This window comes from Streptomyces syringium, from assembly GCF_017876625.1.
GTDB classification, from domain to species: domain Bacteria; phylum Actinomycetota; class Actinomycetes; order Streptomycetales; family Streptomycetaceae; genus Streptomyces; species Streptomyces syringius.
Map to the genome: position 1 here is coordinate 2,242,313 of NZ_JAGIOH010000001.1, position 26,450 is coordinate 2,268,762.

Annotated in this window: 20 protein-coding genes; 12 read left to right on the forward strand and 8 right to left on the reverse strand. The window is 72.2% G+C overall.

What is annotated here, in order from left to right; all coding sequences use genetic code 11:
* Nucleotides 1-158 precede the first annotated feature (158 nt).
* Nucleotides 159-1,562: an alpha-amylase gene (locus JO379_RS09875; RefSeq protein ID WP_209514613.1), complete on the reverse strand. Its 1,404-nt coding sequence runs from the start codon at nucleotides 1,560-1,562 to the stop codon at nucleotides 159-161.
* 326 nt (nucleotides 1,563-1,888) lie between these two features.
* Between JO379_RS09875 and JO379_RS09880 the strand changes: the two genes are divergently transcribed.
* The 6 genes from JO379_RS09880 (at nucleotide 1,889) to JO379_RS09905 (ending at nucleotide 9,033) form a co-directional block, all read left to right on the forward strand.
* A complete protein-coding gene (locus tag JO379_RS09880) occupies nucleotides 1,889-3,193 on the forward strand; it encodes an extracellular solute-binding protein (RefSeq protein ID WP_130877439.1) in 1,305 nt (434 codons plus the stop codon).
* Nucleotides 3,194-3,328: 135 nt separating this feature from the next.
* Nucleotides 3,329-4,321 (forward strand): carbohydrate ABC transporter permease, encoded by a 993-nt coding sequence (locus JO379_RS09885; RefSeq protein ID WP_207303881.1) that lies wholly within the window; start codon nucleotides 3,329-3,331, stop codon nucleotides 4,319-4,321.
* Nucleotides 4,318-5,190, forward strand: a complete 873-nt coding sequence (locus JO379_RS09890; protein WP_130877440.1) for a sugar ABC transporter permease — start codon at nucleotides 4,318-4,320, stop codon at nucleotides 5,188-5,190. Before JO379_RS09885 ends, JO379_RS09890 begins: the two co-directional genes overlap by 4 nt.
* Nucleotides 5,191-5,396: 206 nt before the next feature.
* Nucleotides 5,397-7,031: a glycoside hydrolase family 13 protein gene (locus JO379_RS09895; RefSeq protein WP_209514614.1), complete on the forward strand. Its 1,635-nt coding sequence runs from the start codon at nucleotides 5,397-5,399 to the stop codon at nucleotides 7,029-7,031.
* Nucleotides 7,032-7,056: 25 nt separating this feature from the next.
* The gene (locus JO379_RS09900; protein ID WP_130877442.1) at nucleotides 7,057-8,139 is read left to right on the forward strand and encodes a LacI family DNA-binding transcriptional regulator; all 1,083 of its coding nucleotides are present in this window, start codon (nucleotides 7,057-7,059) and stop codon (nucleotides 8,137-8,139) included.
* A gap of 36 nt (nucleotides 8,140-8,175) precedes the next feature.
* On the forward strand, nucleotides 8,176-9,033 hold the full coding sequence (locus JO379_RS09905; RefSeq protein ID WP_130877443.1) for a phosphatase PAP2 family protein: 858 nt from the start codon (nucleotides 8,176-8,178) through the stop codon (nucleotides 9,031-9,033).
* A 158-nt stretch (nucleotides 9,034-9,191) separates the two neighbouring features.
* Here the strand turns inward: JO379_RS09905 and JO379_RS09910 are convergent, their stop codons facing one another.
* Nucleotides 9,192-12,293 carry a bifunctional [glutamine synthetase] adenylyltransferase/[glutamine synthetase]-adenylyl-L-tyrosine phosphorylase gene (locus JO379_RS09910; protein WP_209514615.1) on the reverse strand — a complete coding sequence of 1,034 codons (3,102 nt, stop codon included), beginning with the start codon at nucleotides 12,291-12,293 and terminating at the stop codon, nucleotides 9,192-9,194.
* A 46-nt stretch (nucleotides 12,294-12,339) separates the two neighbouring features.
* The gene (glnA2, locus tag JO379_RS09915) at nucleotides 12,340-13,701 is read right to left on the reverse strand and encodes a gamma-glutamylpolyamine synthetase GlnA2 (RefSeq protein ID WP_209514616.1); all 1,362 of its coding nucleotides are present in this window, start codon (nucleotides 13,699-13,701) and stop codon (nucleotides 12,340-12,342) included.
* A gap of 593 nt (nucleotides 13,702-14,294) precedes the next feature.
* Between glnA2 and JO379_RS09920 the strand changes: the two genes are divergently transcribed.
* The gene (locus JO379_RS09920) at nucleotides 14,295-15,200 is read left to right on the forward strand and encodes an NAD-dependent epimerase/dehydratase family protein (RefSeq protein WP_209514618.1); all 906 of its coding nucleotides are present in this window, start codon (nucleotides 14,295-14,297) and stop codon (nucleotides 15,198-15,200) included.
* Nucleotides 15,201-15,206: 6 nt separating this feature from the next.
* Here the strand turns inward: JO379_RS09920 and JO379_RS09925 are convergent, their stop codons facing one another.
* Nucleotides 15,207-16,070 (reverse strand): alpha/beta fold hydrolase, encoded by an 864-nt coding sequence (locus JO379_RS09925; protein WP_207303882.1) that lies wholly within the window; start codon nucleotides 16,068-16,070, stop codon nucleotides 15,207-15,209.
* Nucleotides 16,071-16,365: 295 nt separating this feature from the next.
* On the reverse strand, nucleotides 16,366-17,820 hold the full coding sequence (gadC, locus tag JO379_RS09930) for a glutamate/gamma-aminobutyrate antiporter GadC (RefSeq protein WP_130877447.1): 1,455 nt from the start codon (nucleotides 17,818-17,820) through the stop codon (nucleotides 16,366-16,368).
* Nucleotides 17,821-18,005: 185 nt separating this feature from the next.
* Between gadC and JO379_RS09935 the strand changes: the two genes are divergently transcribed.
* The 3 genes from JO379_RS09935 to JO379_RS09945 all read left to right on the forward strand — a co-directional run bounded on the left by JO379_RS09935 (nucleotide 18,006) and on the right by JO379_RS09945 (nucleotide 22,199).
* Entirely contained in the window at nucleotides 18,006-18,491 is a 486-nt protein-coding gene (locus JO379_RS09935; RefSeq protein WP_209514620.1) for a hypothetical protein, read from the forward strand.
* Between the two features lie 84 nt (nucleotides 18,492-18,575).
* Nucleotides 18,576-20,186 (forward strand): multicopper oxidase family protein, encoded by a 1,611-nt coding sequence (locus JO379_RS09940; protein ID WP_130877449.1) that lies wholly within the window; start codon nucleotides 18,576-18,578, stop codon nucleotides 20,184-20,186.
* A 258-nt stretch (nucleotides 20,187-20,444) separates the two neighbouring features.
* The gene (locus tag JO379_RS09945) at nucleotides 20,445-22,199 is read left to right on the forward strand and encodes an NAD+ synthase (protein ID WP_209514621.1); all 1,755 of its coding nucleotides are present in this window, start codon (nucleotides 20,445-20,447) and stop codon (nucleotides 22,197-22,199) included.
* A gap of 33 nt (nucleotides 22,200-22,232) precedes the next feature.
* Here the strand turns inward: JO379_RS09945 and JO379_RS09950 are convergent, their stop codons facing one another.
* Together JO379_RS09950 and pdxR are read right to left on the reverse strand one after the other, a co-directional pair.
* Nucleotides 22,233-22,454 (reverse strand): DUF2277 domain-containing protein, encoded by a 222-nt coding sequence (locus JO379_RS09950; RefSeq protein ID WP_209514623.1) that lies wholly within the window; start codon nucleotides 22,452-22,454, stop codon nucleotides 22,233-22,235.
* Between the two features lie 47 nt (nucleotides 22,455-22,501).
* On the reverse strand, nucleotides 22,502-23,923 hold the full coding sequence (gene pdxR, locus JO379_RS09955) for a MocR-like pyridoxine biosynthesis transcription factor PdxR (protein ID WP_209514626.1): 1,422 nt from the start codon (nucleotides 23,921-23,923) through the stop codon (nucleotides 22,502-22,504).
* 107 nt (nucleotides 23,924-24,030) lie between these two features.
* On the opposite strand from pdxR, the gene JO379_RS09960 reads away from it, so the two are divergent.
* Nucleotides 24,031-24,795, forward strand: coding sequence for a metallophosphoesterase (locus JO379_RS09960; RefSeq protein ID WP_130877453.1), 765 nt, complete (start codon nucleotides 24,031-24,033; stop codon nucleotides 24,793-24,795).
* A 30-nt stretch (nucleotides 24,796-24,825) separates the two neighbouring features.
* Here JO379_RS09960 and JO379_RS09965 read toward each other — a convergent pair whose 3' ends face one another.
* A complete protein-coding gene (locus JO379_RS09965; protein WP_209514630.1) occupies nucleotides 24,826-25,608 on the reverse strand; it encodes a GntR family transcriptional regulator in 783 nt (260 codons plus the stop codon).
* Nucleotides 25,609-25,757: 149 nt separating this feature from the next.
* Between JO379_RS09965 and JO379_RS09970 the strand changes: the two genes are divergently transcribed.
* On the forward strand, nucleotides 25,758-26,228 hold the full coding sequence (locus JO379_RS09970; protein ID WP_209514632.1) for an ATP-binding protein: 471 nt from the start codon (nucleotides 25,758-25,760) through the stop codon (nucleotides 26,226-26,228).
* The last annotated feature ends 222 nt before the right edge of the window (nucleotides 26,229-26,450 follow it).

Consider the following 26,450-nt stretch of genomic DNA (forward strand, 5'->3'; position numbering starts at 1 on the left):
CCTTTGGCTGGCGTTGGGACGTGGTTTTTCTCCCCTGACCCGCCCCTTCCCGTAACCGGGGGCGAGCCCCCAGGCCCCCTTTGTCCTCAATCGCCGGACGGGCTGAATCTCAGCCCGTCCGGCGATTGAGGACCGGGGTCCGGGGCGGATCCCCGGGGTCAGGGGCAAGTTCCGCCGGCGCGCAGTGCCAGCGCCGTGTTCGGCGCGATCGTGGCCGCGAAGCGGCCATCCGCTCCCACCGCCACGCGGCGCCCGCTCTGCACATCGCAGTACTCACCCCCCGGCAGCGACGTCTGGAAGGTGCGGCTCAGCGGGGACGTTTCGTGGTTGATGGCGACGTAGCCCTTGTTTCCGCGGCCGAAGGCGATGGCCTGGGACCCGTTGTCCCACCAGTTCGTCACCGCCGTGCCGCGTACCGCGTTGCGGAAGCCCACCATGCTCTTGATCTCCGGCCACTTGTGCTGGCACTTCCAGCCGTCCTGCCAGCACGCGGTGACCTTGCCCCCGTTCGGCGGGCCCGCGTCGCGGTCGGTGAATTCGTAGCCGGAGTGGATGTCCGGTGAGCCGTAGGGCCAGGCGAGCATGAAGACGTTGGCGAGGGTGTAGTCGGCGCCGTCCTTGTAGCTGAGGGTGTCGCCGCCGCGCTCGGTGTCGTGGTTGTCGACGAAGACGGAGGCCTTGCCGGTGGGGAGGTAGCCCCAGCCCTCGCCGTAGTTCTTGAGGTAGGCGAGCCGCTCGTGCTGGAAGACGCGTTTGAGGTCGCGGGCGTAGCGGAATTCCTGGACGTCGCCGTTGCCCAGGTATTCATCGGGCTGAACGGCCTCGCCCGCGCCGAAGATGGTCTCCTGCTTCCAGTACACGCCGGGCTTGCTCAACTTGGCCTTGATCGCGGTGAGATCCTCCACGGCGATGTGCTTGGCGGCGTCGACCCGGAAGCCGTCGACGCCGAGGGACAGCAGGTCGTCGAGGTAGCGGGCGATGCGCTCGCGGACGTACTCCTCGCCGGTGTCGAGGTCCGCGAGGCCGACCAGTTCGCAGCGCTGGACGTTGCCGCGGTCGCGGTAGTCCGTGATGACCGCGGTGCAGTCGTCCATGTCCTGGCGCTGGTAGGTGCCGGGGTAGTCGTACTTCGTATACGACGAGCCGCCGGTGCCGGTGCCGGAGCCGGCGGCCATGTGGTTGATGACGGCGTCGACGACGACCTTGACGCCGGCCGTGTGGCAGGCGCCGACCATGCGGGCGAAGGACGCGCGGTCGCCGAGGCGGCCGGCGATCCGGTAGCCGACGGGCTGGTAGGAGGTCCACCACTGGGGACCTTGGATGTGCTCCTGGGGCGGTGAGACCTGGACGTAGCCGTAGCCGGCGGGGCCGAGGGTGTCCGCGCACTCCTTGGCGACCGAGTCGTAGGTCCACTCGAAGAGGACGGCCGTCGCGGGTCCTTCGGCCGGGTCGCCGGGTGCGCTCGCCCGGGCCGGAGGGGCGCAGAGCAGGGCGCCGGCGACGAGGGCGAGGGCTGCGGACAGGGCCCTGCGTGGGGATGTGGGCATGGCGGTGGGGGCCATGGGTTCTCCTGGGGGGTGAGGAGCACGAGGCGGGGAAGCCGGTGGGACACGGCCTGGCGAGGGCAACGCGCCGCGCCCGTAAGGCCCATGAAGGTTCTTGCGGTTCTTGCTGCAAGGCCGCCCGCACGTCAGCGGTCACTTGCCGCGCACTGGACCGTACGAGCCGCCCCGTCGCTGGTCAAGCCTTTGGACACAGTCAGGTTACGACCCGGAAATCTCCCCGTTTCCTTCTTGCAAGGTCTTTCGCAAGAGATTGCAGCCTGTTAGCTTCCTCCTCAGCTCGGGCCGCCCGCGACAGGTCGGCCTCCTTGAAGAGGAGATCCCCTATGCGAAGAGGCATATCGGTCGCCGCCCTCGTCGGCGTGCTGGCCCTCACCGCGACCGCGTGCGGCGGTGACAGCGACGGTGGCGCCGGTGACGGCTCCAAGGCGGCGAGCGATCCGAGCAGCGTGAGCGGCACCATCACCTGGTGGGACACCTCGGACGCCACCAATGAGGCACCGACGTTCAAGAAGCTGGTCGCGGACTTCGAGAAGAAGTACCCGAAGATCAAGGTCAATTACGTCAACGTGCCCTTCGACCAGGCACAGCAGAAGTTCAAGACGGCCGCCTCCTCCAACCAGGGCGCCCCCGATGTGCTCCGCTCCGACGTGGGCTGGACCGCGGGCTTCGCCCAGCTCGGCTACCTCAAGGACCTGACGGGCACGCCCGCCCTCGACAAGACCGACGACTTCCTCGAAGGGCCGCTGAAGAACGCCGCGTACCAGGGCAAGACGTACGGCGTCCCGCAGGTCACCGACACCCTCGGGCTGCTCTACAACAAGGAGCTCTTCCGGAAGGCCGGCATCGACAAGCCGCCGACGAACTGGAAGGAGGTCAAGGAGGCCGCGGAGAAGATCAAGGACAAGACGGGCACGGCCGGCATCGGCCTCAACCCCGACAGCTACTACTCGCTGCCCTTCCTCTACGGCGAGAACAGCGACATGGTCGACGTCGAGAAGAAGAAGATCACCATCTCCGACGCCGCCTCCCGCAAGGGCATCGAGACCGCCGTCGACCTCGTGAAGTCCGGCGCCGCGCCCAAGCCGGCCGGTACCGACGGGTACAACAACCTCAAGACGGACTTCAAGAACGGCAAGCTGGCCATGCTGATCGACGGTCCCTGGGCGACCAAGGAGATCTTCGGCGGCGAGGCGTACAAGGCGAAGGACAACCTCGGCATCGCGGCCGTCCCCGCCGGTTCCACCGGCACGGCGGGCGCCCCGGTCGGCGGGCACAACCTCGTCGTCTACGCCGGCACGAAGAACTTCGACGCCTCGTACCTCTTCGCCAAGTTCATGACCGAGGCGGCCCAGCAGGAGACGGCGTCGACCACCATCGGTGTGCTGCCGACCCGTAAGTCCGCCTACACCAAGGCCGTGCTGTCGGACCCGGTGCGCGACGCCTACTACCGGGCGCTGGACAAGGCCCACCCGCGGCCCGCGATTCCCCAGGGCGGCGACCTGTTCACCGACTGGCTCCAGCACTACACCAAGATCCTGACCCTCAAGGAGGACCCGAAGGCGGGTCTGGACGCCACGGCCAAGGCCTGGAAGTCCGCGCTCCTGAAGGACTACGCGATCCAGGAGTAGGCGGCCCGCCCTCCAGGTACTCCGGTGCGGCCGGGGGCGCTCCGACGACGCCCCCGGCCGGCCGGACCGGTCGCGTTCCCCTCTCTCTTCTCCCTCTTCTCGAACCCCTCCCTCCCCGAGGAAAGCCGCCGAGCCATGACCACAGCCGTTTCCGAGACCGGAAGCCCGCCCGAGGGACAGGTGCGCAGGCCCGGCCTGCTCACCCGCGCCAGGCGCTCGTTCGACACCCACTGGTACGCCTGGGCGATGGTGCTGCCGGTGGTCGTGGTCCTGACCGTGCTGGTCGGCTATCCGCTGGGCCGGGGCATCTATCTGTCCTTCACCGACGCCAACGAGGCCAACATCGGCCGGACGATCGGCGTCAACCACATTCCGTCGACGTACCAGTTCGTCGGCCTGGACAACTACTGGAAGGTGCTCTCCGGCCAGGAGGGCCACTTCTACTCCCGGCTCACGTGGACCGTCGTATGGACCGCGTCCTGCGTCTTCCTCCACTACACGATCGGCCTCGGGCTGGCGCTGCTGCTCAACCGCAAGATGCGGTTCCGCTCGCTGTACCGGGTGCTGCTGATCCTGCCGTGGGCGGTGCCCGCGTTCGTCGCCACGTTCTCCTGGCGGCTGATCTTCAACGAGAAGTACGGCGTCCTGAACGCCTTTCTCGCCAAGCTGGGAGCAGGGCCGGTCGACTGGCTCGGTGACGAGACGCTGCAGAAGCTGTCGGCCGTCGCCGTCAACGTGTGGCTGGGCGTGCCGTTCATGATGGTGGCGATCCTGGGCGGTCTCCAGTCGATACCCGCCGAGCTGCACGAGGCCGCGGAGATGGACGGGGCGACGCCCTGGCAGCGGTTCCGCCATGTGACGCTGCCCGGGCTGCGGCCGGTGAGCGGCACGGTGATCCTGCTCGGCGTCATCTGGACGTTCAACATGTTCCAGGTGATCTACCTGCTGATCGGGCAGGGCGCGAGCTCGGAGAGCGAGATCCTCGTGACCTACTCCTACCGGCTCGCCTTCCAGGGCGTACGCGACTACGCGGGCTCGGCGACCTACGGCATCCTCATCCTCTCGCTGCTGCTGGTCTTCGCCGTCTTCTACCGCCGGATGCTTTCCCGACAGGAGTCTGTGCGATGAGCGCGATGAGTTCCGGCACCACCGGACCCGTGAAGTCCCGCGTGCGCGGTGAGCGCTCGCGCGGTGTGTCCGTCGCCCTGCACACGGCGCTGGTCGTCGCGTCCCTGGTCTCGGTCTTCCCCGTCCTGTTCGTCGTCTTCGTCTCCCTGCGCGGGCGCGACGGCTGGCAGGAGCCCACGAAGTTCGTCGGCTTCGAGCTCTCGAACTACACGCACATCCTGAAGAACACCGAGTTCCTGACCTGGTTCGGCAACTCCGTGATCATCGCGCTCGGCGCGACCGTGCTCGGCGTGCTCGTCGCCGCGACCGCGGGCTACGCCGTCTCCCGGATGCGCTTCCCCGGCCACCGGCCGCTGATGTGGACCTTCCTGGTCGTCCAGATGTTCCCGATGGCCGTGCTGATCGTGCCGCTCTACAACATTCTCGGCCGGCTCGAACTGCTCGACTCCTACACCGGCTTGATCCTGACGTACTGCTCGATCTCGGTGCCGTTCTGCGCGTGGATGCTCAAGGGCTACTTCGACACGATTCCGGCCGAGATCGACGAGGCGGGCCGGGTCGACGGACTGAGCCCGTTCGGCACGTTCTGGCGGCTGATCCTGCCGCTCGCCCGGCCGGGCCTGGCCGTCACCGGCTTCTACTCCTTCATCACCGCCTGGGGCGAAGTGGCCTTCGCGACCCAGTTCATGAGCAGCGAGAAGCACTACACCCTGGCGGTGGGCCTGCAGACCTTCGTCGGCCAGCAGAAGGCGGAGTGGGGCCTGATGACGGCCGCCGCGGTGCTCATCACCGTGCCCGCCGGGCTCGTCTTCTTCCTGGCCCAGAAGCACCTGGTCGCCGGACTGACCGCGGGCGGCACCAAGGGCTGATTCCATCCGTCACCGGTCGCGTGACCGCGCGTTGAGCAGTTCGTACCACTTTCGCTCGTACCCCTGCTCGCCGACTCGCTCGCGTACGTCCGCACGGCTCTCACGCACCGTTCCCGCACCGCTCTTACGCACAGCTCCGCACAGCTCCTCCGCATCGCCTTACGCATCGCAGCCCCCTTGGTTGGGCCCACCCGATAGGGAAGTACATGACCCAGGACCTCGCGCCCTCCGTCCGCGACGCCGCCGTACCCGCCGCCCGCCGGCCGGAAAAGTGGTGGCGCAGCGCCGTCATCTACCAGGTGTACGTGCGCTCGTTCGCCGACAGTGACGGCGACGGCATCGGTGATCTGCGGGGGATCCGCGAGCGGCTGCCGCACCTGGCCTCGCTGGGGGTGGACGCCGTGTGGCTGACGCCGTTCTACGCCTCGCCGCAGGCCGACGGCGGCTACGACGTGGCGGACTACCGGGCCGTGGACCCGCTGTTCGGGGATCTTTCGGACGCCGACGACCTGGTCCGCGAGGCGCACCGGCTGGGGCTGCGCGTCATCGTGGACATCGTTCCCAACCACACCTCCGACCGGCATGTGTGGTTCCAGGCGGCGCTCGCGGACCGGGCCGGGGGGACGGCCCGCGAGCGCTATCACTTCCGGCCGGGCAAGGGCGCGGTCGGCGAGCTGCCGCCCAACGACTGGGAGTCGGTTTTCGGCGGTCCGGCGTGGACCCGGACGGTGGGCCCGGACGGCACCCCGGGCGAGTGGTACCTGCATCTCTTCGCGCCCGAGCAGCCGGATCTGAACTGGGACAATCCGGAGGTCCGCGAGGAGTTCGACTCGGTCCTGCGGTTCTGGCTGGATCTGGGCGTGGACGGTTTCCGGATCGATGTGGCGCACGGCATGGTCAAGGCGCCGGGGCTGCCGGACATCGGCCGCAAGGAGCAGGCGAAGCTGATCGGCGCGCAGGTGCTGCCGTTCTTCGACCAGGACGGGGTGCACGAGATCCACCGCTCCTGGCGGCGGCTGCTGGACTCCTACGAGGGCGAGCGGATCGGAGTGGCCGAGGCCTGGGCGCCGACCTCCGAGCGGCTCGCGCTGTACGTACGCCCGGACGAACTGCACCAGGCGTTCAACTTCCAGTTCCTGACCTGCGCGTGGGGCGCCGACGCGATGCGGACCGTCATCGACGAGTCGCTGGCCGCCACCTGCTCCGTCGGGGCGCCCACGACCTGGGTGCTGTCCAATCACGACGTGGTGCGGCACACCACCCGCTACGGCGGTGGCGAGCGGGGCCGCAGCCGGGCCCGGGCCGCGGCGCTGCTGATGCTGGCGCTGCCCGGCTCCGCCTATGTCTACCAGGGCGAGGAGCTGGGGCTGCCGGAGGTCGTGGAGCTGCCGGACGAGGTCCGTCAGGACCCGGCGTTCTTCCGCGGGAACGGCCAGGACGGCACCCGCGACGGCTGCCGGGTGCCGCTCCCGTGGTCGGGCGAGGAGGCGCCGTACGGCTTCGGGCCGGGCGGCAGCTGGCTGCCGCAGCCCGCCGAGTGGCGGGGGCTGTCGGTCGAGGCGCAGTCGGGCGACCCGCGCTCGACGCTGGAGCTCTACCGCTCGGCGCTGGCGCTCCGCCATGAGCTGCCGGGGCTCGGCGACGGGGAGATGACCTGGCTGGAGGCGCCCGAGGGGGTGCTGGCGTTCTCCCGTCCGGGTTTTGTGTGCACGCTCAACACGGGCGAGGCCGAGGCGGAACTGCCCGTGCCGGGCCGCCCGGTGCTCGCCACCGCCGCCCTCGAGTTCACCGGGGGCACGGTGCGGGTGCCTTCCGACTCATGCGTCTGGTGGGCAGTCTGAGATGCGACGGGTAAGGTCCAGTCCTGTGACCGCCCGGCTAGCCGATATCGCGACCCAGGCGGGTGTCAGCGAAGCAACCGTCAGCCGCGTCCTCAATGGAAAGCCTGGGGTCGCCGCTTCCACCCGCCAGTCCGTGCTGGCCGCGCTCGACGTGCTGGGCTACGAGCGGCCCGTGCGGCTGCGGCAGCGCAGCGAGGGGCTGGTCGGTCTGATCACCCCCGAACTGGACAACCCGATATTCCCCGCTTTCGCCCAGGTCATCGGGCAGGCGCTGACCCGCCAGGGGTACACCCCGGTGCTGGCGACGCAGACCCCGGGCGGTTCGACGGAGGACGAGCTGACGGAGATGCTCGTCGACCGGGGGGTCGCGGGCATCATCTTCGTCTCCGGGCTGCACGCCGACACCTCCGCCGATATGCAGCGCTACGAGCGGCTGCGCGGCCAGGGCGTGCCGTTCGTCCTGATCAACGGCTTCTCCTCGAAGGTGCGGGCGCCGTTCGTCTCCCCCGACGACCGTGCGGCCGTCAAGCTCGCCGTCACCCATTTGGCCGCACTGGGCCACCGGCGCATCGGTCTCGCGCTGGGGCCCAAGCGCTACGTGCCGGTACAGCGGAAGATCGAGGGGTTCCTGCTGAGCATGCGCGAGCAGCTCGGGGTGGCGGAGGCCGAGGCCGAGCGGCTGGTGGAGCATTCGCTGTTCTCCCTGGAGGGCGGCCAGGCGGCCGCCGCGGCCCTCATCGACCGCGGCTGCACGGCCGTGGTGTGCGCGAGCGACATGATGGCGCTGGGCGTGGTGCGGGCGGCCCGGCAGCACGGGCTGGAGGTGCCGCGCGACGTCTCGGTGGTCGGTTTCGACGATTCGCCGCTCATCGCCTTCACGGATCCGCCGCTGACCACGATCCGGCAGCCGGTCCAGTCGATGGGCCAGGCGGCCGTGCGGGCGCTGCTGGAGGAGATCGGCGGCACCCCGGCCCCGCACAGCGAGTTCGTTTTCCTCCCGGAATTGGTGGTTCGGGGTTCAACGGCTTCTGTACCAGGGCCTCGTCGCGATTCCGGGACGACCGTCACGAAGAGTACGCAAAGCGGGGAAGACCAGACTTGGGGATGATCTGCGCCCGGCGGCTATCTGGCAGACTGTTTCCCTATGGGTGAAGCGACAGTGAGGACCGCGGAAGGCCGGACGGCCACCCTGCCACCCAGCGGGGAGAGCCTGGAGCGGCCGTCCTCGGACCGGCGCGTCCTGGCGGGTCTGCGCTCACCGCGACGGCCACGGCTGTGGTTCGAGATCCTGCTGATCGCGGTGAGCTACTGGACGTATTCCCTTGTCCGCAACGCGGTCCCGGAGCAGCGGGCCGCCGCCCTGCGCAACGCCGACTGGATCTGGCAGGCCGAGCAGTCCCTGCACATCGCGGTGGAGCACACCGTCAACCACGCCGTGAATTCGGTGACGTGGCTGATCGTGGGCATGAACTACTACTACGCCACGCTGCACTTCGTGCTGACGATCGGTGTGCTGGTGTGGCTGTACCGCTGGCATCCCGGGCGGTACGCGGCCGCGCGTCTCATCCTGTTCGCCACCACGGGTGTGGCCCTGCTCGGTTACTACCTGTATCCGCTCGCTCCGCCACGGCTGATGAACGGCGGCGGCTTCATCGACACGGTCGTGGTGCACCACACCTGGGGCTCGATGGCCTCGGGCAATCTCGCCGACATGTCCAACCAGTACGCGGCGATGCCGTCGATGCACATCGGCTGGTCGACGTGGTGCGGCATCACCATCGCCCTGCTGGCACGGGCGGTCTGGGTGCGGGTGCTGGGCCTGCTGTACCCGGTCGCGACCCTGGTCGTCATCGTGTCGACGGCCAACCACTTCTGGCTGGACGCGGTGGGCGGTCTGCTCTGCCTCGCCTTCGGCTTCGGCCTGTCCTACGCTTGGTACCGGGCGTTCCCGCACCGGCTGACCCGTCATGTGACGGCCGCCGACGCGTCGACGCGGCGCTAGCGTCAGCCCTACCAGCTTTGTCCTCAATCGCCGGACGGGCTGCAAGATGCAGCCCGTCCGGCGATTGAGGACACCGCCGCGCAGCGGTGGTGCGCACGCCACGGCCGGCAGAGGCGGACGCATGCCCGCCAAGACCAAGACCGGCTGGCCGGCCAGGCCTACGCCCCGTAGAACAGCTCCTCGACGACGGCCCTGGCCCGTCGCGTCGTACGACGGTAGTCGTCCAGCATCTCCCCGACGTGCCCCGGTTCGTAGCCGAGGTAGCGGCCCACGGCGCCCAGCTCGCGGGGATCGCCCGGGAAGGTGTCCCCGGGGCGGCCCCGGACCAGCATGACGGCGTTGCGGACACTGGTCGCCAGCACCCACGCCTCGTCGAGGATGCGGGCGTCCTCCGTGCTCAGCAGCTCCGCCGCGCAGGCCGCCGCGAGTGCCTCGCGGGTGCGCGTCGTGCGCAGCCCCGGCTCCGCCCAGCCGTGCTGCATCTGCAGCAGCTGCACCGTCCACTCCACGTCGGACAGCCCGCCCCGGCCCAGCTTCGTGTGCGTCGTCGGGTCGGCGCCGCGCGGCAGCCGCTCGGTCTCCATGCGGGCCTTGAGCCGGCGGATCTCGCGCACCGCGTCCTCGCCCAGCCCCTCGGCGGGGTAGCGCAGCGGGGCGATCAGGTCGACGAACCGCGCGCCCAGTTCCGCGTCGCCCGCCACGGGCTCGGCGCGCAGCAGCGCCTGGCTCTCCCACACCCGCGACCAGCGGCGGTAGTAGGCGGCGTACGAGGCGAGGGTGCGCACCATGGGCCCGGTCTTGCCCTCGGGCCGCAGATCGGCGTCGACGAGGAGCGGCGGGTCGGCGGTCGGCAGTTGCAGCAGGCGCCGCATCTCGGTGGCGACGGCGTGGGCGGCCTTGGCGGCCTCCTCGTCACTGACGCCGTCCCGTGGCTCGTGCACGAACAACACGTCGGCGTCCGAGCCGTAGCCCTGTTCGCGCCCGCCGAAGCGGCCCATGCCGATGACGGCGATGCGGGTGGGGAGGGTGTCCCCCCACTCGGCGCGGACGGCGGCGCGCAGCGCGCCGGCGATGGTGGCGGCGTTGAGGTCGGAGACGGCCTTGCCGACGGTGTCGACGGCCGCGCGCGGACCGGCGCCCACCGCCTCGCCCGCCCGGTACGCGCGGAAGCCGTGCTCTTCGGCGGCGTGCGCCCCGGAGTCGGGGCCGGCCCCGCCGTACGCGCCGATGATGTCGGCGGCCGCGGTGCGGAACAGCTCGCGGCGCCGGACGCCGCGCACCGCGACGATCGCCGCCTCCGCGTCCTCGGCGCGGCCCACGGCGGCCAGCACCTCCTGCTCCAGCGGCTCCCGGCCGCGCGGTCGCAGCCCCTCGGGGTCGCCGAGCAGGGCGACGGCCTCGGGGGCGCGCAGCAGCAGGTCGGGGGCGAGCCGCCCGGCGGACAGCACCCGGGCGAGGTTCTCCGCGGCCGCGCCCTCGTCGCGCAGCAGCCGCAGGTACCAGGGCGTCTTGCCGAGCGCGTCGGAGACCTTGTGGAAGTTGAGCAGTCCGGCGTCGGGGTCGGCGGAGTCCGCGAACCAGCCGAGGAGCACGGGCAGCAGATGGCGCTGGATGGCGGCCTTGCGGCTGACGCCGGAGGCCAGGGCCTCCAGGTGGCGCAGCGCGGCGGCCGGGTCGGCGTAGCCGAGGGCCTCCAGCCGGTGGCCGGCCTCCTTGGGGCTGAGCCGGATCTCGCCGGGCTCCAGCTGGGCGACGGCGTCCAGCAGGGGCCGGTAGAAGAGCTTCTCGTGCAGCCGCCGCACCTCGCGGGCGTGCCGCTTCCACTCCTTGCCCAGCTCGTCGACGGGCTCCTTGCCGCTCGGCCACTGGAAGGTCCGGGCCAGGGAGCGGCCGAGGCGGCGCAGATCGGCCTCCTCCTCGGGGACGAGGTGGGTGCGGCGCAGCCGGTAGAGCTGGATGCGGTGTTCCATGGTGCGCAGGAAGCGGTACGCGGCGTCGAGGGAGGCGGCGTCGGCCCGGCCCACGTAGCCGCCGGCGGCGAGCGCGGCCAGCGCGCCGAGGGTGCTGCCGCCGCGCAGGGTCGCGTCACCGCGGCCGTGCACCAACTGCAGGAGCTGGACGGCGAATTCGACGTCGCGCAGCCCGCCGGGGCCGAGCTTCAGCTCCCGGTCGATCTGGGTGGCGGGAATGCTCGCGACGACGCGGCGGCGCATCTGCTGGACGTCGGTGACGAAGTTCTCGCGCTCGGCGGCCTGCCACACCAGGGGGGCGACGGCGTCCACGTACTCCTGGCCCAGCTGGAGGTCGCCGGCCACCGGGCGGGCCTTGAGCAGGGCCTGGAACTCCCAGGTCTTGGCCCAGCGTTGGTAGTAGGCGAGATGGCTGGAGAGGGTCCGCACGAGGGGACCGTTGCGGCCCTCGGGGCGGAGGTTGGCGTCGACGGGCCAGATGGTGCCCTCGGGGGTGACGTCGGAGCAGACCCGCATCATCCGGGAGGCGAGCCGGGTGGCGGCCTGCACCGCCATGCCCTCGGCGGTGCCGCTCCTGGCCTCGGCCACGAAGATGACGTCGACGTCGGAGACGTAGTTCAGCTCCTGGCCGCCGCATTTGCCCATGCCGATGACGGCGAGCCGGCAGGCCGCGGCGTCGGCCGGCTGCTCCCGCTCGGCGATGTCGAGGGCGGCGCGCAGCGTGGCGGTGGCCAGGTCGGCGAGTTCGGCGGCGGTCTGGGCGACGTCGGTGGTGCCGCAGACATCGCGGGCGGCGATGGCCAGCAGGGCCCGGCGGTAGGCGGCGCGCAGCGCGTCGGCGGGCGCGAGCCCGGCGCCGCGCTCGCCGCGCACCCCTTCGGCGAGGGCCTTCTCGAACTCCGGTGTGGTGGGGTGCAGATCGGCCGCCTCGTAGGTGACGAGCGCGTGCCAGTCGTCGGGGTGCCGCACGAGGTGGTCCCCGAGCGCCTCGGACGCCCCGAGCACGCCCAGCAGCCGGTCGCGCAGCGGTTTGGCGGAGGCGAGGGTGTCCAGGAACGCCTGCCGCCGGCCGGGGTCGCGCGCCTGGAGGACCTCCACGAGCCGGACGAGCCCGTGCAGCGCGAGGTCGGGGTCGGCGGTGGCCCCGAGTGCGTCGAGGAGCGCGGTGTCGTCCCGGACGGCGGCCAGCTCGGGGGCGTCGAGCAGCCGCTCGGCGGCGGCCGCGTCGGTGAAGCCGTACTTCAGCAGCCGGGTGTACGCGCTGCTGCGACGCCCCTGCGGCACCGTCATCGACAACCCTCTCGTCCGCTCGCCCCGCCGAACCCCGAACCCGTGCCTACAGCACCGGCAGCATCTTCCGCAGCTCGAAGGCGGTGACCTCGGAGCGGTACTCCTCCCACTCCTGCTTCTTGTTGCGCAGGAAGAAGTCGAAGACGTGCTCGCCGAGGGTTGCGGCCACCAGCTCGCTGCGCTCCATGAGCTCGATGGCCTCGCCGAGGTTCTGCGGCAGCGGCTCGATGCCCATGGCGCGGCGCTCGGCGTCCGACAGCGCCCAGACGTCGTCGTCGGCGCCGGCGGGGAGTTCGTACCCTTCCTCGACGCCCTTCAGGCCCGCGGCCAGCAGCACGGCGTAGGTCAGGTAGGGGTTGGCGCCGGAGTCGATGGAGCGGACCTCGACGCGGGCCGAGCCGGTCTTGCCGGGCTTGTACATCGGGACGCGGATCAGTGCCGAGCGGTTGTTGTGGCCCCAGCAGATGTACGAGGGGGCCTCGCCGCCGGAGCCCGCGGTGCGGCTGGAGCCGCCCCAGATGCGCTTGTAGGAGTTCACCCACTGGTTGGTGACGGCCGAGATCTCGGCGGCGTGCCGCAGCAGTCCGGCGATGAAGGACCGGCCGACCTTGGAGAGCTGGTACTCCGAGCCGGACTCGTAGAACGCGTTCCGGTCGCCCTCGAAGAGGGAGAGGTGGGTGTGCATGCCGGAGCCGGGGTACTCGGAGAACGGCTTGGGCATGAAGGTGGCCTGCACGCCCTGCTCCAGGGCGACCTGCTTCATGACGAGGCGGAACGTCATGATGTTGTCGGCGGTGGAGAGCGCGTCGGCGTAGCGCAGGTCGATCTCCTGCTGGCCGGGGGCGCCCTCGTGGTGGCTGAACTCGACCGAGATGCCCATCGATTCGAGCATGGTGATGGCCTGGCGGCGGAAGTCCATGCCCACGTTCTGCGGGGTGTGGTCGAAGTAGCCGGAGGAGTCGGCGGGCACCGGGCGGGTGCCGTCGACGGGCTTGTCCTTGAGCAGGAAGAACTCGATCTCGGGGTGGGTGTAGAAGGTGAAGCCGAGGTCGGAGGTCTTGGCGAGGATGCGCTTGAGGACATAGCGCGGGTCGGCGTAGGAGGGCGAGCCGTCCGGCATGAGGATGTCGCAGAACATGCGGGCGGTGCCGGGGGCCTCGGCGCGCCAGGGCAGGATCTGGAAGGTGCCCGGATCCGGCTTGGCGATCATGTCGGATTCGTACACCCGGGCGAAGCCCTCGATGGCCGATCCGTCGAAGCCGATGCCCTCGTCGAAGGCCTGCTCCAGCTCGGCGGGTGCCACGGCCACCGACTTCAGATAGCCGAGCACATCGGTGAACCACAGCCGCACGAAGCGGATGTCGCGCTCTTCGAGGGTGCGGAGCACGAACTCCTGCTGCTTATCCATTTCCACCAATCCTCGCCGGTTCGGCCCCCTGCTCCCAGGCCGCGGAGCACGGGGGCACATGAGCATCCCACCACACGGTTTCGACCGCGTTGCGTACAGGCGTCTGAACGTCCCGCGTCACCTGGGTGTACCGCTCTCTCCCCATACTGCCCGTCCGCCCGCGCCCCGGGTACTCGTGGAGCACCCCGGAGCACGTGCGACTTGTCTCCATTGTGGGACACGCCCTGATCTTGGTCGACCCGCAATCGGCCCGCACTCCCCCGCCCTACGTTCCGTAGCCGCCGGTGACCTACGGCGAGCACCGGCCCCGCGGCGCCGTGACCCTATAGAAGCGGGCCGTCGAACGCGACACGAGCGCCACGGGCGGGTGAAACGGCCCGATGGTCCGGCGGCGAACGGACCGGCCGGGGCAGGCTGCGGGTGCGGATCCTCCCTGCCCCCCTTGCGGCGTGGGCGCACGGCCTCGGGCCCGGGGGCCGCCCCTCACCCTGAACCATCACCCGACGGAGGCCGAAGGGCAACATGCCAGACATCAACGACACACCGCGGCGGACGGGCGCCGCGACGGCGCCCGGCGGGCGGGGCGACAAGCGGTGAGGTACCTGATCACCGGGGCCACCGGCTTCATCGGCAGGCATCTGGCCCGGCACCTGCTCGAGCGGGGCCACCACGTCACCGCCCTCGTCCGCCGCGACGGGCGCGTCTTCGGGTCCCTGACCGTCCGCGGGGACCTCGTCACGGGTGAGGGACTGGCGGCGGCCGTGCGGGGTGTCGACCGCGTCATCCATCTCGCCGGGGTCACCAAGGCCGCCGACCCGCGCCTCTACACGATGGTCAACACCGTCGGTACGGAGCGGCTGTTGGCCGCCGTCGCCGCCCGGCCGGAGCCGCCGCGGCTCGTCTACTGCTCGTCGCTGGCCGCCGTCGGCCCCGGGCGGCGGCGTCACGAGGACGATGCGCCCGCCCCGGTCTCCGCGTACGGCCGCAGCAAGCTCGGCGGCGAACTCGCCCTGCGCGGGGGCGCCGGGCGGGTGCCCGCCGTGGTCGTCCGCCCGCCGATCGTCTACGGGCCGGGCGACCGCGAGTTCCTGCCGCGCCTGGCCACCGCCGTACGCGCCGGGCTGCTCCCGGCCGTCGGCCGGCCGGGCCCGCGCCACTACTCGCTGCTCCACGTCGAGGACCTGTGCCGCGCACTGCTCACGGCCGCCGACTCCGGTGTGCCCGGCGCGACTTACCACGTCAGTGACGGTGTCGAGCACCTGTGGGACGACATCGGGGCCACCGCCGCCGAGGTGCTCGGCAGACGCCCGCCGCGGGTCGTCCACATCCCCGTGCGCCTGGCGCTGACGGTGGCCCGCACCCTGGGCGGCGCGTCCGTGCTGAACCCGGGAAAGGTCGCCGAGGCCGCACACCCCGCGTGGACGAGCGCGGTCGGCCGGCTGCCGTTCGGCCCGTGCGTGCCCCTGGCCGAGGGGCTGCGGACGGCGCTGACTCCGTGACGCCCCTCAGGCCCGTACGGGCGGCATCGCGAGGACGGCGGCCGCGATGGACTGGGGCCGGTCGAACATGACCAGGTGACCGGCCGGGGCGACCGCCTCGAAGCGGGCGTCGAGGCGGTCCGCGAGGGCGCGCTGGCGCTCCAGCCAGCGGCGCTCCAGCCAGGAGCCGGTGCCCGGGGAGGCCGCGAGGACGGTCACCGGCACCGGCGGCAGCGGGTGCAGGGCCCGCAGTTCGTCCAGCTCGGCGGCCACGTCGTAGTAGCGGGCGTTCTCCATCAGCAGGGCACGGGCCACCCGGCCGGTGCCGTAGGTGCGGCGCACCAGTTCGTCGGGGGCGGGGTCGTGGCGCTTGACGGAGGAGACCCGGACGGCCAGCCGGCGCAGGGCGGGGCCCAGGGCACGGGGCAGCCCGGTGGCGGCGACGGCGTGACCGCGCGCGTGGGCGGCGGCGGTGCGCAGCTCACGGGCCGGGATGGGCCGGACGTCCTCCTCCACGCTGCCGTCGACGAGGACGATCCCGGCCGTGCGCTCCGGGTGCAGCCGGGCGAACGCCTCGGCGTGGAACCCGGCGAGGGAGTGCCCGACGACCGTCGCCGGGCCGGGCAGGTCCAGCGCGTCCAGGACGCCCGCTATGCGGGCGGCCTCGCCCACCGCGGTGGGCGGCTCGACGGGCGGTGCGCTGAACCCCAGCCCGGGGCGGTCGAAGCGGACGACCGTGCGGTGCTCGGTGAGCAGCGGCACGACGGGCTCCCAGTCGAACCAGCCCATGCCGAGCCCTGCGCTGAGCACGCACACCGGTCCGGAGCCCTCGCGCAGTACGTGCAGCGGCACTCCGCCGACCCGCAGCATGCGCCCTGGTGGCCGCTTCATCCCCGTCGCCCCCTGGAGGTTCGTCGTTCACACCGCCGCGTGGGCGCGGGGCGCGGGTCGTGGAGCGGATCCTTGACCTGGGATGACCGTACCTGGGCCGGTCGGGCGATTCTGCGGCTGCGGGCTGTCTGTGCCGCCTGCGGCGGCGGGCGCCCTGCGGGCGCGTCCTCAATCGCCGGACGGGCTGGTCTCGGCTGAGCTCAGCCACATCAAGCCCGTCCGGCGATTGAGGACACCGCCGCGCAGCGGAGGTGCACACCCCAGGGTCCGCAGCCGGAGAACCGCCGGCACAGGCCTACGCGCGATGCTCCGGAGCCACCCAATGCGGCTTGCGGAGCTTCAGGAACGCCAACGGCGCCAGGAGGCCGAGGACGAGCAGGCCGCCGCCGACGGTGAGGAGATAGCGCCACAGCGGGCCGCCGCCGAACTGCTCCGGCGGTACGAAGCCGATGCACATGGCCGCGACGGAGGCCACGAAGCCGACGCCGGCGACGAGCCGCACGGCCGGTACCCGGAAGCCGCGCGGCCGGTCGGGCTGGGTGCGCCGCAGCCGGACGACGGCGGCGAACATCAGCAGATAGACGACGAGGTAGATCTGCGTGGTGATGACCGAGAAGATCCAGTAGGCGCTGGAGACATCGGGGATGAACGCGTAGAGCAGGGCGATCAGGGTGGTGAGCGCGCCCTGGGCGACCATGATGTTCATCGGCACGCCGCGCCGGTTGAGCTTCTGCAGGACGGGCGGCAGATAGCCCTCCTGGCGGGAGACCATCAGCAGTCCCTTGGCCGGCCCGGCCAGCCAGGTGAGCATGCCGCCGAGCGCGGCGGCGACCAGCAGCACGCCGACGACCTTGGTGAGCCAGCCCACGCCGAAGTGGTCGAAGAAGCCCTGGAACGCCTGCATCACTCCGGCCGTCAGGCTGAGGTCCTCCCCCGGCATGACCCAGCTGATGGCCAGCGCCGGGAGGATGAAGATCAGCAGAACGAGACCGGTGGCGGCGAAGACCGCGCGCGGGAACTGCTTGCCGGGCTCGCGCAGCGAGGCGACGTGCACGCCGTTCATCTCCATGCCCGCGTAGGACAGGAAGTTGCCCACGATCAGCACCAGGCTGGCCAGCCCGGTCCACGGCGGGAGGAAGTGGCCGGAGTCCATGGGGGCGGCCGACGGGTTGCCCTGGGCGAGGAAGACCAGGCCGAGGACGACGAGGACGACGCCGGGGATCAGCGTGCCGATCACCAGCCCCATGCCCGCGAGCCCCGCCACCGCCTTGGTGCCGCGCGAGGAGACGAACACGCCCGCCCAGTAGATGACGACGATGACGACGGCGACGTAGAGACCGTTGTCGGCGAGCCTCGGATCGATGACGTACGCGAACGTGCTCGCCACATAGGCGAGCAGGCTCGGGTAGTAGGCGATCGTCATGGCGAACTGGCACCAGACGGCCAGGAAGCCGAGCGGCTTGGACAGCCCCTCGCTCACCCAGCGGTAGACCCCGCCGGTCCAGCCGGAGGCCAGCTCGGCCGAGACCAGGGCCGTGGGCAGCAGGAAGACCACGGCGGGGACGAGGTAGAGGAAGACGGCGGCCAGCCCGTACAGCGCCATGGACGGGGAGGGCCGCAGGTTCGCGACCGAGGCGGTCGTCATCATCGCGAGGGTCACCCATGAGATGAACTGCTGCGCCTGCGGGGCGGACGGGGTCAAAGGGGCCCCGGCGGCGGGGGTCTCCCGGGCCGGTTCCGTGAGGGTCATGGGTGGAGCGTCCTTCGGGCCGTGCGAGAAAATGAAAATGAGAGGGGAACTGGAGGGGGAAATCGAATCGCCCCATAATCAGGCCTTGGACCCCCTCCGCGCACATCCGTCACCCTCCCGTCGGCCGCCGATACCCCGAGGGGGTAGGGTGCGGGCGAGGATTTCCGGGGCGGTGGAGGCTCGTGATGGACGAACGGCGGAAGGCCACCGCGTGGTGCGGCCGGCTGCTGCTGTTCGCCGCGCTCCTCCTCGGCATCATCACCATGCACACCCTCGGTCACCCGAGCGAGCACGGCTCGGCGCAGCCCGGCCCGGCAGCGGCCCGGTCCGCCGCCCACGCGATGCCGGCACACGCGATGCCCGCCGACACGATGCCGGCCCACGCCGCGCACACCCGGGCCGACGACACCGCACCGGCCGCGGTGGCCGACCCGGCGGCCGACGCGCCCCGTACCGATGCCCCGCCGCACAGCGGCATGGACCCCATGTCGGTCTGTCTCGCCGTGCTCGCCGCGGGCTGGGCCGTCGCCCTCCTCCTCGGCCTGGCCGCCTTCCGCCGCCGGTCCGGCGCGGCCGCCCCCGCGGCCCGCGCCCTCCTCCTGCGCACCCTGTGGCCCATACCGCCACCCCGTCACAAAGCCCTCGCCCGGTTGTCGGTCCTGCGCGTGTAGAGCCGCGGCCCGCCCCTGCTCCCCCGCAGGCGGCGGACGCGCTCCCACCCGTACCCGACCGACAACCTCACGAGGTGCACTCCCATGCGCACGACCACCCGCCGCGCCGTCCTCGGCGCGGGCATCGCCGCTGCCGGCGGCAGCCTGCTCACCGCCTGTTCGAAGGGCTCGGACAGCGGCTCCTCCGCCGCACCGGCGCCCACCGCCGACCTGGTCTCCCCGGACGGGAAGGAGGTCGCCGCCGCCGAGGCGAAGCGTGGCGGCGGCCCCGTACGGAAGATCGCCCTGACGGCCACGCCGACCCGGCTCGACCTCGGCGGCCGTACCGTCACCACCTGGGCGTACGGCGACCGGCTGCCCGGCCGGGAGATCCGCGTCACCGCGGGCGACACGCTCGCGGTGACCCTCGCCAACCACCTTCCGCAACCCACGTCCCTGCACTGGCACGGACTCGCGCTGCGCAACGACATGGACGGCGTGCCGGGCGTCACCCAGCGGCCCGTCAAGGCGGGGGCGTCCTTCGACTACCGCTTCGCCGTCGCCCACCCGGGCACGTACTGGTTCCACCCGCACTCGGGCACCCAGCAGGACCGGGGGCTGTACGCGCCGCTGATCGTCGAGGACCCGAAGGAGCCGCTGGCGTACGACAAGGAGTGGGTGGTCGTCCTGGACGACTGGGTCGACGGGGTGGACGGCAGCACGCCGGACGCGGTGCTCGCGGAGCTGAGCCGGGGCATGGGCGGCATGGACCACGGCGGCGGCAGCGGCGGCATGGACCACGGCGGGCACGACATGTCGCACATGTCGATGACATCGAGGGCCTCGAAGAGGGCGGCGTCCGCCGAGCCGTCCCCCTCCCCCTCCGGCCCGTCCCGGATGATGATGGGCGCGACCAGCCCGCTCCTCGGCGGCGACGCGGGCGACGTGGCCTACCCGCACTACCTCGTCAACGGCCGCACGCCCGAGGACCCGGAGACCTTCACGGCGAAGCCCGGCGACCGGGTGCGGATCCGGTTCGTCAACGCCGGTGGCGACACGGCCTTCCGGGTCGCCCTCGGCGGCCACCGTATGACGGTGACGCACACCGACGGCTTCCCCGTCGAGCACCGGCAGGCCGACGCGCTGCTGCTGGGCATGGGCGAGCGGTACGACGTGCTGGTCGAGGTGAAGGACGGCGTCTTCCCGCTGACCGCGCTGGCCGAGGGCAAGAAGCGGTCCGCGCTGGCGCTCCTGCGCACCGGCGGGGGCGCGGCGCCGGACGCCGACGTACGCCCCAAGGAGCTGGAGGCCGCGCCGCTCACCGCCGACCGGCTGCGGGCCGACCGCTCCGTCGCGCTCGGGGAACGCCGCCCCGACCGTACGATCACGCTCCGGCTGACGGGCTCGATGGCGAAGTACGACTGGGCGATCAACGGCAGGAAGTACACGCCGGAGCCCCGCTACCTGGTGGGGTCGGGTGAGCGGGTCCGGCTGGTCTTCGTCAACGACACGGAGATGTGGCACCCCATGCACCTGCACGGACACACCTTCGCCCTGCCCGGGCGGGGGCCGCGCAAGGACACCGCGATCGTCCTGCCGGGGCGGCGGCTGGCGGTCGACTTCGACGCCGACAACCCGGGCCGGTGGATGGTCCACTGCCACAACGTCTACCACGCGGAGTCCGGGATGATGACGCTCCTCGGCTACCGGAAGTAGCGGCGGCACCGCCCGTCCGCGCCGACGCGCACACCGCCGGCGCGGACGGCCTGTCCCGAACCTCAGTACCCGTCTCGCCGACAGGGGAAGGACCTCGCCCCCCGGCGGGCCCGCGGCCGTCGCCTGCCGCCGCGGCGGTCCCAAGAGCGATCAGGGCGGCAACACCGAACCGGGCGGGCACTCCGTCCCCTTTGCCGGCCGCAGGCCCGGCCGCGCTCCACCCCACATTGCGTCAGACAGACGATTACACTGAACGGCGTGCCTCAACTTCGTCTCGCCCTGAACCAGATCGACTCCCGCGTCGGCGATCTCGCCGGGAACGCCGAGACGATCGTCCACTGGACCCGGCACTCCGCCGAGCAGGGCGCCCATCTCGTGGCGTTCCCCGAGATGGCGCTGACCGGCTACCCCGTCGAGGACCTGGCACTGCGGTCCTCCTTCGTCGAGGCCAGCCGGGCCGCGCTGCGCGCGCTCGCCGCGCGCCTCGCCGCCGAGGGCCTCGGGGAGCTGCCCGTCGTCGTCGGTTATCTCGACCGCAGCGAGCAGGGCAGTGTCCGCTTCGGCCAGCCCGCCGGCGCCCCGCGCAACGCCGCCGCCGTGCTGCACCGCGGCCGGGTCGCCCTGACCTTCGCCAAGCACCACCTTCCCAACTACGGCGTCTTCGACGAGTTCCGCTACTTCGTGCCCGGTGAGACGCTGCCCGTGGTGCGGGTGCACGGCGTCGACGTCGCGCTCGCGATCTGCGAGGACCTGTGGCAGGAGGGCGGCCGGGTGCCCGCGACCCGGTCCGCCGGGGCCGGGCTGCTGCTGTCGATCAACGCCTCCCCGTACGAGCGCGAGAAGGACGACACCCGGCTGGAGCTGGTGCGCAAGCGCGCCCAGGAAGCGGGCTGCACGACCGCGTACCTCGCGATGACCGGCGGCCAGGACGAGCTGGTCTTCGACGGCGACACGATCGTCGTGGACCGCGACGGCGAGATCGTCGCGCGTGCCCCGCAGTTCGAACAGGGCTGCGTGCTGATCGACCTCGACCTGCCGGCCGCCGCGGCCGAGGCCCCCTCCGGTGTCGTGGACGACGGGCTGCGCATCGACCACGTCACCCTCTCGGCCGAGCCGCTCCCGGCGTACGAGCCGGAGACGCCGGGCGGTCTCGCGCCCCGGCTGGGCGACGAGGAGGAGGTGTACAAGGCGCTGGTGGAGGGCCTGCGCGCGTACGTCGTGAAGAACGGCTTCCGCAGCGTCATCATCGGCCTGTCCGGCGGCATCGACTCGGCGCTCGTCGCCGCCCTCGCCTGTGACGCCATCGGCGCGGAGAACGTGCACGGCGTGGCGATGCCGTCGCGCTACTCCTCCGACCACTCCCTCGGCGACGCCGAGGACCTCGCCCGGCGCACCGGCCTGAACTTCCGCACGGTGCCGATCGGCCCGATGTTCGACGCGTACATGGGTGCGCTGGGCCTGACCGGTCTGGCCGAGGAGAACCTCCAGTCGCGGCTGCGCGGCACGCTGCTGATGGCCCTCTCCAACCAGGAGGGCCACATCGTGCTCGCGCCGGGCAACAAGTCCGAGCTGGCCTGCGGGTACTCCACCCTCTACGGCGACTCGGTCGGCGCGTACGGCCCGATCAAGGACGTCTACAAGACCCTGATCTTCCGCCTCGCCCGATGGCGCAACCAGGCGGCGGAGGGGCGCGGCGAGACCCCGCCGATCCCGGAGAACTCCATCACCAAGCCGCCGAGCGCCGAGCTGCGCCCCGGCCAGGTCGACACGGACTCGCTCCCGGACTATCCGGTGCTGGACCGGATCCTGGAGCTGTACGTCGACCGCGACCAGGGCCGGGACGCGATCATCGCGGCGGGCTTCGACGCGGAACTGGTCACGCGGATCCTGCGGCTGGTGGACACGGCGGAGTACAAGCGCCGGCAGTACCCGCCGGGCACGAAGATCTCCGCGAAGGGCTTCGGCAAGGACCGCCGGCTGCCGATCACGAACGCCTGGCGGGAGCACGTCTGAGGCGCGTCCGACGCGGGCGCGTCTGACGGGAGCTCAGGCGCGGGCCGGGCCGGACTTCACGACCAGCCCGTCCAGCAGGCGCGCGGTGGCATCGGCCACCGCGTCCACGGCCTCGTCGAAGACCGCCTGATTGTGCGCGGCCGGCGCCCGGAAGCCCGACACCTTGCGCACGTACTGCAGGGCGGCCGCCCTGATGTCCTCCTCGCCCACTTCGGGGGTCATGGGCGGTCTGAGCGTCTTGATGCTGCGGCACATACCCCCAGTGTGACGCGCCCCACCGACATCGCGCCGGGCGCGAGGGTTCAGGGAGTCAGGCCCTGGCCCGGCATGGACCGGGCCAGGACGCCGCACAGCACGTCGAGGGCCCGCGGGTAGGCGCGGTCGGACGGGGCGGCGAAGCCGATCAGCAGGCCCTGGGGGCGGCCCGCGGGGTCGTGGTGGAGTTCGGAGAGGCCGCGCAGGGCGAGCCCGTGGCGGGCGCAGGCGGCCAGGAGCCGGTGTTCGGCGGGCCCGTCCGCCGGGAGGGTGACCAGGGCGTGCAGCCCGGCCGGGACCCCGTGGGCGGTGAGGCCGCCGATGGCGGCGACCCGGTCGAGGAGGAGTTCGCGGCGCCCGCGGTACCGCAGACGGGCCGCGCGGATGTGGCGGTCGTAGGCGTGCGTGGTGATCAGGTCGGCGAGGACGAGCTGGCCCAGGGTCTCGGTGTACAGATCGGCTTCCCGCTTGGCCCGCACGACGGGTGCCACCAGGTGGGGCGGCAGGACCAGCCAGGCCAGCCGGAGCGCGGGACCGAGCGTCTTGGACGCGGTGCCGCAGTAGACGACGTGGTCGGGGGCGACGCCTTGCAGGGCGCCCACGGGCTGTCTGTCGTAGCGGAACTCGCCGTCGTAGTCGTCCTCCACGATCAGTCCGCCCGTGGCGCGCGCCCACCCGCACACGGCCTGCCGGCGGCCCGGATGCAGCGGCACACCGGTCGGGTAGTGGTGGGAGGGTGTCAGGAACACCGCGCCGGCGCTCCGCGGCAGGGCGTCGACGCGGGCCCCTTGGCCGTCGACCGGCAGGGGGAGCGCGGTGAGCCCGGCGCGGCGGACGGCCTCGCGGTAGAGGTTGTGGCCGGGGTCCTCCACGGCCGCGGCGCTCGTGCCGTTCGCGGCCAGCACGCCGCCGAGCAGGCTCACGGACTGGTAGTGACCGGAGGTGATCACGACCCGGTCCGGGGTGGTGATCACGCCGCGGGTGCGGCCCAGGTGGTCGACGAGAGCGGCACGCAGCTCCATCCGGCCCTGCGGGTCCCCGGCGCCGAAGACCTCGGGACGGGCCCGGGCGAGCACCCGGCGGGTGGCGGCGAGCCAGGCCCGGGAGGGGAAGGCGCTGACGTCGGGGAGTCCGGCGCGCAGATCGTGGCGGGGGGCGGTGGGGGCGGGTTCCCGGTGCCGGGCGGGGAGTACGGCGCGGGAGGGTACGTCGGCCACGGTGGTGCCCGAGCCCGGGCGCGTGGTCAGGTAGCCCTCCTCGGTGAGCTGGCCGAAGGCGGCGCTGACCGTGCCCCTCGACAGCCCGAGCTCGCGGGCCAGCCCACGGGTGGACGGCAGCCGTGTCCCGGCGGCCAGCCGGCCCTCCCGGACCGCCGCGCGCAGGGCTGCCTCCAGGCCGGACCGCCGCCCGCCCGCCACGTCGATGTCGAGGTGGAGGTCGAGGCGGGAACCGGACCAGTCTTTCGGCATGAAAGTGGATCTTAACCATGGTCCGGTCGCCCTCTAGGTTCGTGAGGGGCGCCGGGCGGAGGGGCGCCCCGCGCAGATCCGTACCACGCGAAGAAGGGACCACAACGGTGATCATCATCGCCCACCTCAGCGACATCCACCTCGACGGAGGGCGGCGCAGCGCCGAGCGCACCCGGGCCGTCATGGACTATCTGGAACGGCTCCCCTGCGACCTGGACGCCGTCCTCGTCACCGGGGACATCGCCGACCACGCCCGTGCGGCCGAGTACGAACAGGCTCGTCAACTGCTCGTATCCCGGCACCCGGTGCTGGTCTGCCCCGGCAACCACGACGAACGCACGGCGTTCCGGCAGTTCCTGCTGGGGCAGCCGGGCTCGGGGGCGCCGGTCAACCAAGTGCTGCACACCGCCGGCTGCGTCATCGCGCTGTGCGACTCCTCGGTGCCGGGCAAGGACGAAGGCTTCCTCGAGGACGAGACGCTGGATTGGCTGGACGGCGTCCTGGGCCGGGCCCCGGTGGGCCTGCCCGCGCTGGTCGGCTTCCACCACCCGCCGGTGCCGCTGCACACGCCGTTCGTCGACGGCATCCGCCAGTTCGGCCAGGAGCGGCTCGCCGCCCTCGTGGAGCGCCGGCCGCAGATCGCCGGCTTCGTGTGCGGACACGCCCACACCCCGGCGGCGACCACCTTCGCGGGGCGGCCGTTGCTGGTGGCTCCCGGGGTCGTCTCCACGCTCCGGCTCCCCTGGGAGCGGCACGGCGACCCGGAGGGGCCCGCCGCCCACGTCCACCTCGACCAGCCGCCCGCGCTGGCCTTCCACATCCTTGCGGAGGACGGGCGGCTGACCACCCATTACCGGACCGTCGTCGGCTGACCGGTCAGCGGGGCACGGGCGCGGGCGCGCCTACGCCTCGAAGTCGTACTCCAGCACATAGGCGTTCGCGTCCATGACCATCTCGTTGACCTCGACCGCGTCGCCCCGCGCGGTGAACGCCGTGCGGCAGACGAGCATCACCGGGGTGCCGCCCGGCAGGCCGAGGCGGCTGACCTCCTCGGCGGTGGGCATCCGGGAGCGGATCTCCTCGCGGAAGCGGACGGGCTCGTACCCCAGGTCCTTGAGGCGGGCGTACGTACCGCCGGGCCCGGTGTCGGGCCGGGTGATGGGCGAGCCCGCGACCAGCGCGGTGGGCAGGTACGAGGTGGAGATCATGACGGGCTCGCCGTCCAGGACGTAGCGGCGCCGGCGGACGCACACGGGGGCGGCGGGCGCGACGTCGAGCACGGCGGCGATGCGCTGGTGGGCGGGCTGCTCGTCGACGGCGACCTGGTCGACGACCAGGTCCCGGCCCGCCGCGTCCGCGGCCCAGACGGAGTGCCCCGAGCCCCACTGCCGCCGGGCGAGCCGCTGGATGCTCAGCCTGCGCAGCGGGGAGGCGGTCCGCACGAACACCCCGGCGCCCTTGCGGGCCTCGGCGAGGCCCTCGCCCTGGAGGACACCGAGGGCCTGGCGGGCGGTCATGCGCGCCACGCCATGGGCGGCCATCAGGTCGTTCTCACCGGGCAGCCGGTCGCCGGGGCCGTACTCGCCCGCGGCGATGGCGTCCCTGAGCGCGGCGGCGATCCGCCGGTACTTCGGCTCGGTCACTGCGCGCCTCCTCGTGCTCTCCTCGAAGACGACCCCCGTCATCTCTAGAGACCACCCTAGGCGGCGTGCGGCGGGAAAGTGAGGCGCGGGGCCACCGTTGACATCTCTAGAGATGCCCGCTTCACTGGAAGTTGTCTAGAGACGTTCCCGTGGGTGCAGGTGGGTGCATCGCACCGATCAGGGGAGGCGGCATGGCGCGCGTGGCCAGCATCGTCGGCACCGGCGTGAGACCGGAGCCGCTCGGCTGCATCACGGTGGAGGCGGTGCCGGAGTCGGTCGCCCTGGTCCGGCGGTTGTTCCGCGAGCTCACCGGCGCCCATGGCCTGGGCTTCCCGGTGGACGACTGCGTCCTGCTGGTCTCCGAACTGGTCACGAACGCGGTCGACCACGTCGAGCGTGCCGAGGGGGACGGCGCCCGGCAGGTCCGTGTCGACTGGTGGCGGGTGCGGGACGGCCTGCGCGTCGACGTCCACAGCGGCGGACCGCCGGAGGGGATCCGGCTACGGCAGCCGCGTGACGACGACCCGCGCGGGCGGGGACTGCTGCTCGTCGATCTGCTCACCGACGCCTGGGCCGTGGAGCCGAGCCGCCACGGCGGCACGATGGTCTCGTTCGTCATCGAGAACGTCTGGCGGCCGGCGAGGCCCGTGCGGTCGGCTTGAGCGAAGGGCGCCGGGAACGGCAGGGCGCGGCGGGCCGCGCACCGCCTTCGGCCGGGCCGCGAGGCCGCCCGGCCCGACGCCGTCCTCCCGACAGCCCCGCGCGGGTGACCGCGTCAGCCGGGATGCACCCGGGGCGGCGCAGGCAGGGCGGCGCGCCGCGACCGCCCCTCGGGGGTCGTGGGGTGGCCGGCCCACCCATGAGCCGACGCCGTCCCCGGCCAC

Bases quoted from the DNA above. Each gene is read 5' to 3' on its own strand.
- JO379_RS09940 (WP_130877449.1), top strand. From the start codon at position 18,576: ATGCGCACGACCACCCGCCGCGCCGTCCTCGGCGCGGGCATCGCCGCT.
- glnA2 (WP_209514616.1), bottom strand. From the start codon at position 13,701: ATGGATAAGCAGCAGGAGTTCGTGCTCCGCACCCTCGAAGAGCGCGAC.
- JO379_RS09925 (WP_207303882.1), bottom strand. From the start codon at position 16,070: ATGAAGCGGCCACCAGGGCGCATGCTGCGGGTCGGCGGAGTGCCGCTG.
- JO379_RS09890 (WP_130877440.1), top strand. From the start codon at position 4,318: ATGAGCGCGATGAGTTCCGGCACCACCGGACCCGTGAAGTCCCGCGTG.
- JO379_RS09965 (WP_209514630.1), bottom strand. From the start codon at position 25,608: ATGACGGGGGTCGTCTTCGAGGAGAGCACGAGGAGGCGCGCAGTGACC.
- pdxR (WP_209514626.1), bottom strand. From the start codon at position 23,923: ATGCCGAAAGACTGGTCCGGTTCCCGCCTCGACCTCCACCTCGACATC.
- JO379_RS09910 (WP_209514615.1), bottom strand. From the start codon at position 12,293: ATGACGGTGCCGCAGGGGCGTCGCAGCAGCGCGTACACCCGGCTGCTG.
- gadC (WP_130877447.1), bottom strand. From the start codon at position 17,820: ATGACCCTCACGGAACCGGCCCGGGAGACCCCCGCCGCCGGGGCCCCT.
- JO379_RS09935 (WP_209514620.1), top strand. From the start codon at position 18,006: ATGGACGAACGGCGGAAGGCCACCGCGTGGTGCGGCCGGCTGCTGCTG.
- JO379_RS09950 (WP_209514623.1), bottom strand. From the start codon at position 22,454: ATGTGCCGCAGCATCAAGACGCTCAGACCGCCCATGACCCCCGAAGTG.
- JO379_RS09880 (WP_130877439.1), top strand. From the start codon at position 1,889: ATGCGAAGAGGCATATCGGTCGCCGCCCTCGTCGGCGTGCTGGCCCTC.
- JO379_RS09885 (WP_207303881.1), top strand. From the start codon at position 3,329: ATGACCACAGCCGTTTCCGAGACCGGAAGCCCGCCCGAGGGACAGGTG.
- JO379_RS09905 (WP_130877443.1), top strand. From the start codon at position 8,176: ATGGGTGAAGCGACAGTGAGGACCGCGGAAGGCCGGACGGCCACCCTG.
- JO379_RS09875 (WP_209514613.1), bottom strand. From the start codon at position 1,562: ATGGCCCCCACCGCCATGCCCACATCCCCACGCAGGGCCCTGTCCGCA.
- JO379_RS09970 (WP_209514632.1), top strand. From the start codon at position 25,758: ATGGCGCGCGTGGCCAGCATCGTCGGCACCGGCGTGAGACCGGAGCCG.
- JO379_RS09895 (WP_209514614.1), top strand. From the start codon at position 5,397: ATGACCCAGGACCTCGCGCCCTCCGTCCGCGACGCCGCCGTACCCGCC.